Source organism: Salipiger sp. IMCC34102 (assembly GCF_004145405.1).
Classification (GTDB): Bacteria; Pseudomonadota; Alphaproteobacteria; order Rhodobacterales; family Rhodobacteraceae; genus Loktanella.
The window spans coordinates 578,609-589,822 of the sequence record NZ_SELQ01000002.1 but is presented as its reverse complement, the minus strand read 5'-3'; the positions used below and the strand labels follow the sequence as shown (position 1 = coordinate 589,822).

Here is an 11,214-nt window from a genome sequence, read left to right as displayed (position 1 = left end):
GTCTTTCAGCGGAACAGGGCGGGCAGCCACAGGGACAGCGCCGGGATATAGGTGACGAGCATCAGCGTCATGAAGGCCGCGATGTAGAAAGGCCAGATCGAACGCAGGACGTCGCCGATCTGGATCTTGCCCACCGCACAGCCCACGAAGAGCACGGCCCCCACGGGCGGTGTGCACAGCCCGATGCCGAGGTTCAGGATCAGGATGATGCCGAAGTGCACCGGGTCCACGCCGTAGGCCTGCGCCACGGGCAAAAAGATCGGCGTCGTGATCACGATCAACGGCGACATGTCCATGAAGGTGCCCAGAAGCAGCAGGATCAGGTTCAGCAGCAGCAGGATCACGATCGGGTTGTCGGACACCCCCTGCAGCCAGTTCACCAGATCCGCGGGCACCCGCAGGTAGGCCAGCAGCCAGCCGAAGGCCGCGGCCGAGCCGATCACCAGAAGCACCATCGACGAGGTCCGCACCGCGTGCATGGTGGCCGAGACGAACTCGGTCCAGGGCAGTGACCGGTAGACGAGCAGCGTCACCGCGATGGCGTAGATCACGGCGATGCACGAGGATTCCGACGCGGTGAACACGCCAGAGCGCACCCCACCGAAGATGATCGCCACCAGCAGCAGGCCCGGGAAGGCATTGACCAGCAGCCACAGCGCCGCACGGGCACCGGGGAAGGGTTCGGTCGGGTAATCGCGGCGGCGGGCCACGATCCAGGCCGCCACCATCAGCGACCCGGCCAGGATGATCCCCGGCAGGATCCCGGCGGTGAAGAGATCCGCGATCGAAATCCGGCCCCCCGCCGAGAGGGAATAGATGATGAGGTTGTGCGACGGCGGCAGCATCAGCGCGATGATGGAGGAGGTCACGGTGATGTTGACCGCGTAGTCCCGCCCGTAGCCCCGTTCGGCCATCTGGGGGATCATCAGCCCGCCGATGGCAGAGGTGTCGGCCGCCGCCGAGCCAGAGATGCCGCCGAAGAGGACGGAGGCGGTGATGTTCACCTGACCCAATCCGCCGCGCAGATGGCCCACCGCCGCCCCGGCCAGGGCCACCAGCCGCCGGGCGATATCGCCGCGGACCATCAGCTCGCCCGCGTAAATGAAGAAGGGGATCGCCATGAGCGCGAAGACGGAGATGCCGGAATTGAGCCGCTGGAAGACGACGACCGGCGGCAGGCCGATGTAGAGGACGGTGGCGAAGCTCGACGCGCCGAGGCAGAAGGCGACGGGCGTTCCGATCAGCAAGAGCAGGCTGAAGGTGCCGAAGAGAATCCAAAGTTCCATGGTCTAATCCTCGAGCTCTTCGCCGAACCGGGCGGTACGTTCGCCGACCGCCCGGCGCAGCAGGCGTTCGACGGATAAAAGCACCATCAAGCCGCCTCCGAAGATCAGCGACATGAAGGCGGTCGCACCGGTGATGCCGAGGTTGGGGATCGTGGAACTCCAGGTCGTCTGCGCCAGCGTCCAGCCGTACCAGAGCATGCCCGCCCCGAAGGCGATCACCACCAGATCCGAGATCGTGTGACAGACCTGCTTGGCGCGATCCGGCATGAAGAACAGCGCCACGTCGAAGCTGAGGTGGTTGCCCTCGCGGATGCCGATCGCGGCGCCGAGGAAGATGAACCAACCCATCAGCAGGACCGAGGTCGTCTCGGTCCAGGTGGGGGTGTTGTTCATCACGAAACGGCCCCAGACCTGGTAGCCGATCAGCGCGGTCATCAGGACAAGCCCGAAGGCCGCGCCCCAAAGGATGAAGGTGCACAGCCGGGAAATCACGGCCGAGAGGCGAAGGATGCCGTCGCGCATGGCGGTCCAGTCAGGAATGAGGGGGAGGAGGGCGCCGCCCCGGGATGGGGGCGGCGCGGGAGGCGATTACTCGGTCGCCTGGATACGGTCGACCAGAGACTGCAGCTCTTCGGTGGTCACGTGCTTTTCGTAGACCGGGCCCATCGCGTCGATGAACGGCTGCTTGTCGATATCGGTGACGATCTCGACACCCGCGGCACGGATCGCCTCTTCGGACTCCTGCTCGCGCGCGGTCCAGAGTTCGCGCATGTAGGGCGTGGATTCCCGGGCGGCCTCGCGGATCAGCTGCTGGTCCTCTTCCGACAGGTTGTTCCAGGACTGCTGGCTCATCACCAGCACCTCCGGCACGATCAGATGCTGGTCGAGAGTGTAGTAGGGCGCGACCTCGTAATGACCGGAGGAATCGAAGGACGGCCAGTTGTTCTCGGCCCCGTCGATGACGCCGGTCTGGATCGAGGAATAGACCTCGCCGTAGGGCAGGGGTGTCGCGTTTCCGCCAAGCGCGTCGACCATGTCCACGAAGACGTCCGACTGCATCACGCGGAACTTCATGCCCGCGATGTCGTCGATGGATTCGATGGGCTTCTGGCTGTTGTAGAAACTGCGCGAGCCGGAATCGTAGTAGGTCAGCCCGACCAGCTGGTGGTTCTCGAACTCGTCCAGGATCTCCTGGCCGATCTCGCCGTCGACGATCTGGTGCATGTGCTCGGTCGAGCGGAAGATGTAGGGCAGCGTGAAGACCTTGGTGGCCTCGATGATGTTGTTGAACGGCCCGAGCGAGACGCGGTTGAGGTCGATCACGCCCAGCTGGGTCTGCTCGATCGTGTCCTTTTCCTCGCCCAGCTGGGCGGAGTGGAACATCTCGACGCAGATGCGCCCGTCGGAGCGTTCGGTGAGCATCTCGCCCATGTGCTCCACCGCGGCGACCGTGGGGTAGCCTTCGGGGTGGGTGTCGGACGCGCGCAGCGTGATCTCGCACGATTGGGCCATCGCGGCGCCCGAAAAGGCGACGGTGGCGAGCAAGGTTGCGGTAAGGGTCTTCATGGTTCTCCTCCCTGAGATACCGGGCTGCGGATCACAGCCCGTATGCGGTCTTGGCCAAGTCGTAGGTCAGGTCCCTGGCGACGTGATGCGCGTCCTCCTTGCGCAGCCGTCCGGTGGCGACCAACCGGGCCAGATAGGCGCAGTCCGACCGCCGCGCGACGTCGTGCCGTGCGGGGATCGAGCAGAACGCCCGTGTGTCGTCGTTGAAACCGGCGGTGTTGTAGAAACCGGCGGTTTCGGTCGTGGCTTCGCGGAACCGGGTGATGCCTTCGAAGCTGTCGAAGAACCACCACGGCGGTCCCAGCTTCAGCACCGGATAGGCCCCGGCCATGGGCGCCAGTTCGCGCCCGTAGGTCGTCTCGTCCAGCGTGAAGGGGATCACGGTCAGGTCGGGTTCCATCCCGACGGCGTCTAGAAGCGGCTTCAGCCCGCCCACCCAGTCGGTGCGGCCGGGAATGTCGAACCCCTTGTCGCGCCCGTGCTGCGCGAAGACGGTCGCGTTGTGGTTGCGGCGAGAGCCTGCGTGGATCTGCAGCGTCAGCCCGTCGTCCAGGCTCATGCGGGCCATTTCGGTCAGCATCTGCCCGCGGAAGGCGTCGGCCTGCTCCGGCGTCGCATCACCGCTGCGGACAATGTCGAAGAGGGTCCCGGCGTCCGCGGGATCGAGGTTTTCCGTCCGGGCCGTCGGATGCCCGTGATCGGACGCCGTGGCGCCGCCGACCTCCTTGAAATAGGCCCGCCGCGCGCGGTGGGCGGCCAAATAGCCTTTCCAGGTGCCGCAATCCTCGCCCGTCAGATCGCCCAGTGTGTCGAGGTTGTCTGCGAAACCTCCGAACTCGGGATCGACCACCGCGTCGGGGCGGTAGGTCGTGATGACCCGGCCCTTCCAGCCGCTCTCGCGGATCTGGCGGTGCCACTTGAGGTCGTCCAGCGCGCTTTCGGTGGTCGAGAGGACCTCGATCTTGAACCGTTCGAACAGGGCACGGGGGCGGAAATCCTCTTCGGCCAGCTTGGCGTCGATATGATCGTAATAGTCATCCGCCGTCTCGGCAGAGAGCACCTCGGTCAGGCCGAAGACGTGCTCGAACGAGTGATCCAGCCACATCGACGAAGGCGTGCCGCGGAACAGGTGATAACGTTCCGCGAAGCGCCGCCAGATGAGCCGCGGATCGGACTCGGTCTCTCCGCCGTCTATGCGGGGCACGCCAAGGTCCACAGGCTTCACGCCTTGACTGATCAGCATCCGGAAGACGTAATGATCGGGAACGACGAAGAGTTCGGCCGGGTTCGGAAACCGCGCATCCTCGGCGAACCAGCGCGGATCGCAGTGACCATGGGGCGAAAGGATCGGCAGATCGGCGATCCCGTCGTAAAGATCCCGCGCCACAGCACGCACCGATGCCTCCACGGGGAACAGGCGATCCGGATCGTTCAATGGCATCTGCAATTTCCCCCTCACTCTTGACATTCTAGTATGCTAGTTCATCCAGCACGTCAATCGAAGCTTGCCGAATTGCGCGGGCCCGGGGCAGAAGGATCGACATGATGTTTGAAGAACCTGCCGTGCCGATGCCTGTCGCCACCTCGACGGATGGCGTCTTTTCGTCGCTCTACAACGCGATCATCACGATGGAGCTGCCGCCGGGCACCAAGCTGTCCGAGGCAGAGGTCGCGCGCCAGTTCGATCTGTCGCGTCAGCCGGTGCGCGATGCCTTCTTTAGGCTCTCGCAACTCGACTTCCTGACGGTGCGGCCACAGCGCGCGACGCGTGTGACGCAGATCTCGGAACAGGCGGTGGTGGATGCGACCTTCGTGCGCACAGCGCTGGAGGCGGAATGCCTCGCCCGTGTCTGCGAGCGCGTCGAGGCGGCCGACCTGGCCCGCCTGGACGCCAATCTCGCCGCCCAGGCCGAAGCGTCGGGAGAGGACGCGATCTCGCGGTTTCATGCACTGGACGAGGAGTTCCATGAACTGCTCTGCACGATCGCCGGTCATGCCCACGTCTGGGACGTGATCCGGCGTCAGAAGGCCCAGACCGACCGGGTGCGCTGGCTGTCGCTGTCCAAGACCCGGCGAAGCGAAGTGCTGGCGGATCACCGCGCCATCCGCGACGCGGTCGCGGCCTCCGACCGCGCAAGCGCCGACGCACGTCTGCGCGATCACCTGGGCCACATCCTGCGCGTCCTTCCCGGCATCCGCGAGGCGCACCGTCACTGTTTCTAAGGGCACGGGGCAACCGCCGAGGGGTCGCGCGCACCCAATTCTGGATTATCGAGGTGCCATCCTCTACATGCCGGGCATGACAAAACTTACGCAGACCCAGCTTGACCAAGCCGCCCGCCTGTCCGTCGCCCCGATGATGGACTGGACCGACCGGCACTGTCGCTATCTTCATCGGCTCATGTCGCGCGAGGCCTTGCTTTATACCGAGATGGTCACCGCCGCGGCACTGGTCCACGGCGACGCGCCGCGCCTGCTGGCCCACGATCCGGTCGAGCACCCGGTTGCGGTGCAACTGGGCGGGTCCGACGCTGGGCTTCTGGCCGAGGCGAGCGCCATCGCGGCACAGGCGGGCTACGACGAGGTGAACCTCAACTGCGGCTGCCCGTCCGACCGGGTGCAATCGGGCGCCTTCGGAGCGATCCTGATGACGCGAGCGTCCCAGGTGGCGAATTGCGTCCGCGCGATGCAGGACGCCGTAGAGGTGCCCGTGACGGTGAAATGCCGGATCGGCGTCGACGAACAGGATCCGCACGCGGTCCTGCCGGATTTCCTGGACCACTTGGCGGGGGCCGGCGTCAGGCGGGTGACGATCCACGCGCGCAAGGCTTGGCTGCAAGGGCTTTCGCCGAAGGAGAACCGGGACGTGCCGCCGCTGGACTACGACCTCGTGATGGCGATGAAGGACAGGTTCCCCGACATGCATATCTCGGTCAACGGCGGGATCGGTTCGCTGGAACAGGCGCAGGCGTTCCTGGACGCCGGGCTGGATGGCGTGATGATCGGTCGGGCGGCCTACCATACGCCGACCGCGATCCTGCTGGATGCCGACGCCAGGATCTTCGGCACCGACCACGCGACCACGGCGGAGGCGGTCGTGCAGGCGATGGTACCCTACATCGATGCGCATCTGGCGGCCGGTGGACGGCTGCACCAGATCACCCGACACATGCTGGGGATGTTCCAGGGCCGCCCCGGCGCCCGCGCCTGGCGGCGGCATCTGTCGGTCGAGGCGCCCAAGGACGGGGCAGGGTCGCAAACGGTGCTGGACGCGCTCTCGCACTTGGGTCAGGTTGCCGCCTGAAGGAGACCCCCGATGGATATGACGTTGCTATTGACGATGGGTGCCGTGCTGTTGGCGATCGGTGCCTTCGCCGGCGTGCTGGCCGGCCTTCTGGGGGTCGGCGGCGGGATCATCCTGGTGCCAGGGTTCTACTACACATTCGCGGCGCTGGGCTTCGACAGCCCCGAGTTGATGCGCCTGTGCCTTGCCACGTCACTCGCGACGATCATCGTGACCTCGATCCGGTCGGTCATGGCGCACAACAAGCGCGGCGCCGTCGCCTGGGACGTGCTCAAGGGCTGGGCGCCGGGCATCGCGATCGGCGCGATCCTGGGGGTCCTGCTGGTGGCGCAACTGCGCACCGCGGTCCTGCAGATCATCTTCGGCGGGCTCGCGATCTTCGTGGGCACCTACATGACCTTCGGTCGGGCGCACTGGTCGCTGGGAGACCGGATGCCCACGGGCCCCTTGCGCTGGATGCTGTCGCCGCTGGTGGGGTTCCTGTCGGTCCTGATGGGGATCGGCGGGGGATCCTTCGGCGTGCCGGTGATGACGCTCTACGGTATGGCGATCCATCGCGCGGTGGCCACGGCGGCGGGCTTCGGCGTTCTCATCGCGGTGCCGTCGGTCGCGGGCTTCTTGCTGACACCGATGGAATTCGCGCCCCCGTTCACGGTAGGATCGGTCAACCTCGTGGCCTTCGGGTTGGTGATCGCCATGACGCTGATCACGGCACCGCTTGGCGCATCGCTGGCCCACCGGACCGATCCGGCACGCCTGAAGCGGGTCTTCGGCGTGTTCCTGATCCTTGTCGCTCTCAACATGCTGCGCAAGGCGATCATCTGAAGCCCGGTCCGCGCAGCCCCCGCAAACGAGAAACGCCCGGTCCACGAGGACCGGGCGTTTTTTCGTAACCGAGACTGCGCCTCAGGAGGCCGCGCGGGAGGCGCGCTTGCGCTCGTGCGGGTCGAGGTGCCGCTTGCGCAACCGGATCGCGTTCGGCGTGACCTCGACCAGCTCGTCGTCGTCGATATAGGCGATAGCCTGCTCCAGCGACATGGTGACGGGGGTGGTCAGGCGCACGGCCTCGTCGGTGCCGGAGGCGCGGACGTTGGTCAGCTTCTTGCCCTTCAGCGGGTTCACTTCCAGGTCGTTGTCGCGGGAGTGCTCGCCGATGATCATGCCGGTGTAGACCGGCTCCTGCGCGCCGATGAACATCTTGCCGCGGTCTTCGAGGTTCCACAGCGCGAAGGCCACCGAGGTGCCGTTCTCCATCGAGATCAGCACGCCCTGACGGCGCCCCTGGATCGGACCCTTGTATTCGGTCCAGCCGTGGAACAGGCGGTTCAGCACGCCCGAGCCGCGCGTGTCGGTCAGGAACTCGCCGTGATAGCCGATCAACCCGCGCGAGGGGACCTGCGCGATGATGCGGGTCTTGCCGGCCCCGGCGGGCTTCATCTCGATCAGGTCGCCCTTGCGGGGGCCGGTCAGTTTCTCGACCACGGCGCCGGTGTATTCGTCGTCGACATCGATGGTGACTTCCTCGACCGGCTCCATGCGCTTGCCGTCTTCCTCGCGGAAGATGACCTGCGGGCGGGAGATGCTCAGCTCGAAGCCCTCGCGGCGCATGTTCTCGATCAACACACCCATCTGCAATTCGCCGCGGCCGGAGACCTCGAAGGCGTCGCCGCCGGGGGTGTCGGCGATCTTGATGGCGACGTTGACCTCGGCCTCCTTCATCAGGCGCTCGCGGATGACGCGGGATTGCACCTTCTTGCCGTCCTTGCCGGCGAGGGGTGAATCGTTGATGCCGAAGGCCACGGTGATGGTCGGCGGGTCGATGGGCTGCGCGGGGATCGGGATGTCCAGGGACAGATCGCAGAGCGTATCGGCCACGGTCGCCTTGGTCATGCCGGCCACGGTGACGATGTCGCCCGCCTCGGCCACGTCGATGGGCTGCTGGCCCAGTCCGCGGAACGCAAGGATCTTGGAAACGCGGAACTGCTCGATCTTGTCGCCCTTGCGGCTGAGCGCCTTGATCGTGTCGCCCGCGCGCAGGGTGCCCGCCTCGACCCGGCCCGTCAGGATGCGCCCGATGAACGGATCGGCCGACAGCGTCGTCGCCAGCATCTGGAACGGCTCGTCCTTGCGGGTGATCTGCTTGGGCTCCTTCACGTGATCCACGATCAGATCGAAGAGCGCGTCGAGATTCTCGCGCGGGCCGTCCAGCGTCATGTCCGCCCAGCCGGCCCGGCCGGAGGCATACATGACCGGGAAGTCCAGCTGCTCGTCGTCGGCGTCGAGTGCGGCGAAGAGGTCGAAGACATTGTCCACCGCCTGGTCGGGCTCGCCGTCCGGTTTGTCGACCTTGTTGACGACAACGATGGGCTTCAGCCCCAGCGCCAGCGCCTTGGAGGTCACGAACTTCGTCTGCGGCATCGGGCCTTCGGCGGCGTCCACCAGCAGGACCACGCCGTCGACCATCGACAAAATCCGCTCGACCTCGCCGCCGAAGTCGGCGTGGCCGGGGGTGTCGACGATGTTGATGCGCGTGCCTTTCCACTCGACACTCGTGCACTTGGCCAGGATCGTGATCCCGCGCTCGCGCTCGATGTCGTTGCTGTCCATTGCGCGTTCGGTCGTCGCCTCGTTCTCGCGGTAGATGCCGGATTGCTTGAGAAGCTCGTCCACGAGCGTGGTCTTGCCGTGGTCGACGTGCGCGATGATCGCGATGTTGCGAATGTCCATTGGGTCAGCCTTTGTGCGGGTTGCGCGCGCCATACAGCGCCGCAGGCCGATTGGCTAGGCCCTAGTGTGGCGAGGCGTCCGAGAAGAGCTGGATCACCACGATCCCCGCCATGATCAAGGAGATGCCAGCCACCGCCGGTCCGTCCAGCTTCTGTCCGAAGACGACCCAGGAGAAGCCCGCGATCAGTACAATACCCAAGCCCGACCAGATCGCGTAGACGATTCCCACCGGCATGACCTTCAGCGCCAGCGCCATGAAGTAGAAGGACGCGGCGTAGGTGACGACACACAGTGCCGACGGGCCTATGCGCGAGAATTGCTGACTGGCCTGCAAGGCCATCGTGCCAATGGTCTCGAAGGCGATCGCGATGATGAGCCAGAGGTAGTGCATGCCCGGGAGGTAGCGCGGGCCGCGGCCCGTGTCACGTGGCGATGTAGCGGTCGCGTCGGTGGTTGAAGGTGATGATCAGGTTCAGCACCACGGCCCCCAGCAGGGACCACGCGACGATGGTGGCGGGAAACAGGAGCAAGGCTATCGCGAAGATCACCGCATCGACGCCAAGTTGCACGTATCCCGCCTTGAACCCGGTGCTGTCCTGCACGAGCAGCGCCACCACCCCGAGGCCGCCGAGACTGCCGTTGTGGCGAAAGAGGGCGAGCAGCCCCAGGCCCACCAGCGCGCCGAAGGCCACGGCGCCCAGGGGATAGGACAGCTCCGCGAAAACAAGGTGCTGGGGGAGGATCTCGGTCAGGACCGACAGCGCCGTGACCGAGATCAGCGACTTGACGGTGAAGGCGGACCCCAGCCGATACCAGGCCAGAACGTAGAAGGGGATGTTGATGACGAAGAAGACCGGCCCGAAGGACCAGCCCGTCAGGTAGCTGATGATGACCGCGATGCCCGCGGTCTGTCCGGTGACCAGCCCGAGCGCCGTTAGGAACGACAGGCCGAGGGCGCAGAAGAAGACGCCAAGCGACATGCCTTGCAGGTCTTCGAGGAAGGAATGGCGGTTGGTCGGGGTCATGCCTGCCCGATACGTCATGCTTTCTGACCTGTCCACGCAAAAGGGCCGCACCTTGCGGCGCGGCCCCATGACTGCCCGATCTTTAGGCTACAGAGCGGCCTGAAGGTTCCGGTCGATCGCTTCCAGGAAACCTTCGGTCGTCAGCCAGCCTTTGTCGGGACCGACCAGCAGCGCGAGGTCCTTGGTCATCTCGCCGCCTTCGACGGTGTCGACGACGACCTTCTCCAGCGTTTCGGCGAAGGTCTTGAGCTCGGCGTTGCCGTCGAGTTTGGCGCGGTGCTTCAGCCCCCCGGTCCAGGCGAAGATCGACGCGATGGAGTTGGTCGAGGTCGCCTTGCCCTGCTGGTGGTTGCGGTAATGACGGGTGACGGTGCCGTGGGCAGCTTCCGATTCGACAATCTTGCCGTCGGGGGTCATCAGAATCGAGGTCATAAGGCCAAGCGAGCCGAACCCTTGCGCCACGGTATCCGACTGCACGTCGCCGTCGTAGTTCTTGCAGGCCCAGACGTAGCCGCCGGACCACTTCATGGCACTGGCCACCATGTCGTCGATCAGGCGATGCTCGTACCAGAGCTTCGCCTCTTCGAACTGGTCCTTGAACTCTGCATCGTAGATCCGCTGGAAGGTCTGCATGAACTGACCGTCGTAGGTCTTGAGGATCGTGTTCTTGGTCGACAGGTAGACCGGGTAGCCGCGCTTGAGGCCGTAGTTGAACGACGCACGGGCGAAATCCTCGATGCTGCCGTCGAGGTTGTACATCCCCATGTAGACACCGGAGGCGGGGGCGTCATAGACCTCCTCCTCCATCACGGTGCCGTCCTCGCCCACGAACTTCATCGACAGCTTGCCGGGGCCGGGGAACTTCATGTCCGTGGCCTTGTACTGGTCGCCGAAGGCGTGGCGGCCGATGATGATCGGCTGCGTCCAGCCGGGGACGAGACGGGGGACGTTGCGACAGATGATCGGCTCGCGGAAGACCACGCCGCCCAGGATGTTGCGGATCGTGCCGTTGGGCGACTTCCACATCTTCTTGAGCCCGAACTCCTCCACCCGGCCTTCGTCGGGGGTGATCGTGGCGCATTTCACGCCGACGCCGACCTCCTTGATCTTGTTGGCCGCGTCGATCGTGATCTGGTCGTCCGTCGCGTCGCGCGACTCCATCCCCAGGTCGTAGTAGAGCAGGTCCACGTCCAGGTAGGGCAGGATCAGTTTCGTCTTGATGAAATCCCACATGATGCGGGTCATCTCATCCCCGTCGAGTTCGACGATGGGGTTCTCTACCTTGATCTTGGACATGGGAGGGGGC

General features: G+C 65.3%; 11 protein-coding genes. 3 read left to right on the top strand and 8 right to left on the bottom strand.

Annotated elements, in window-relative coordinates; translation table 11 throughout:
• Positions 1-5: 5 nt before the first annotated feature.
• The 4 genes from EU805_RS07200 to uxaC all read right to left on the bottom strand — a co-directional run bounded on the left by EU805_RS07200 (position 6) and on the right by uxaC (position 4,293).
• Positions 6-1,286: a TRAP transporter large permease gene (locus EU805_RS07200; protein WP_129763266.1), complete on the bottom strand. Its 1,281-nt coding sequence runs from the start codon at positions 1,284-1,286 to the stop codon at positions 6-8.
• Positions 1,287-1,289: 3 nt separating this feature from the next.
• The gene (locus EU805_RS07195) at positions 1,290-1,808 is read right to left on the bottom strand and encodes a TRAP transporter small permease (protein WP_129763265.1); all 519 of its coding nucleotides are present in this window, start codon (positions 1,806-1,808) and stop codon (positions 1,290-1,292) included.
• A 66-nt stretch (positions 1,809-1,874) separates the two neighbouring features.
• Positions 1,875-2,852 (bottom strand): TRAP transporter substrate-binding protein, encoded by a 978-nt coding sequence (locus EU805_RS07190; RefSeq protein WP_129763264.1) that lies wholly within the window; start codon positions 2,850-2,852, stop codon positions 1,875-1,877.
• Between the two features lie 31 nt (positions 2,853-2,883).
• The gene (uxaC, locus tag EU805_RS07185; RefSeq protein WP_129763263.1) at positions 2,884-4,293 is read right to left on the bottom strand and encodes a glucuronate isomerase; all 1,410 of its coding nucleotides are present in this window, start codon (positions 4,291-4,293) and stop codon (positions 2,884-2,886) included.
• Between the two features lie 104 nt (positions 4,294-4,397).
• Between uxaC and EU805_RS07180 the strand changes: the two genes are divergently transcribed.
• From EU805_RS07180 to EU805_RS07170, 3 genes are all read left to right on the top strand, one after another.
• Entirely contained in the window at positions 4,398-5,075 is a 678-nt protein-coding gene (locus EU805_RS07180; protein WP_165351903.1) for a GntR family transcriptional regulator, read from the top strand.
• A gap of 76 nt (positions 5,076-5,151) precedes the next feature.
• Positions 5,152-6,156, top strand: coding sequence for a tRNA dihydrouridine(20/20a) synthase DusA (gene dusA, locus EU805_RS07175; RefSeq protein WP_129763261.1), 1,005 nt, complete (start codon positions 5,152-5,154; stop codon positions 6,154-6,156).
• 12 nt (positions 6,157-6,168) lie between these two features.
• On the top strand, positions 6,169-6,981 hold the full coding sequence (locus EU805_RS07170) for a sulfite exporter TauE/SafE family protein (protein ID WP_129763260.1): 813 nt from the start codon (positions 6,169-6,171) through the stop codon (positions 6,979-6,981).
• A gap of 81 nt (positions 6,982-7,062) precedes the next feature.
• On the opposite strand, the gene typA is transcribed toward EU805_RS07170, so the two are convergent.
• The 4 genes from typA to EU805_RS07150 form a co-directional block, all read right to left on the bottom strand.
• Positions 7,063-8,883 carry a translational GTPase TypA gene (gene typA / locus EU805_RS07165; RefSeq protein ID WP_129763259.1) on the bottom strand — a complete coding sequence of 607 codons (1,821 nt, stop codon included), beginning with the start codon at positions 8,881-8,883 and terminating at the stop codon, positions 7,063-7,065.
• Between the two features lie 61 nt (positions 8,884-8,944).
• Positions 8,945-9,274, bottom strand: a complete 330-nt coding sequence (locus EU805_RS07160; protein WP_129763258.1) for a multidrug efflux SMR transporter — start codon at positions 9,272-9,274, stop codon at positions 8,945-8,947.
• Between the two features lie 31 nt (positions 9,275-9,305).
• Positions 9,306-9,908: a YitT family protein gene (locus EU805_RS07155; RefSeq protein WP_129763393.1), complete on the bottom strand. Its 603-nt coding sequence runs from the start codon at positions 9,906-9,908 to the stop codon at positions 9,306-9,308.
• A gap of 87 nt (positions 9,909-9,995) precedes the next feature.
• Positions 9,996-11,204, bottom strand: a complete 1,209-nt coding sequence (locus tag EU805_RS07150) for an NADP-dependent isocitrate dehydrogenase (protein ID WP_129763257.1) — start codon at positions 11,202-11,204, stop codon at positions 9,996-9,998.
• Positions 11,205-11,214: the final 10 nt, after the last annotated feature.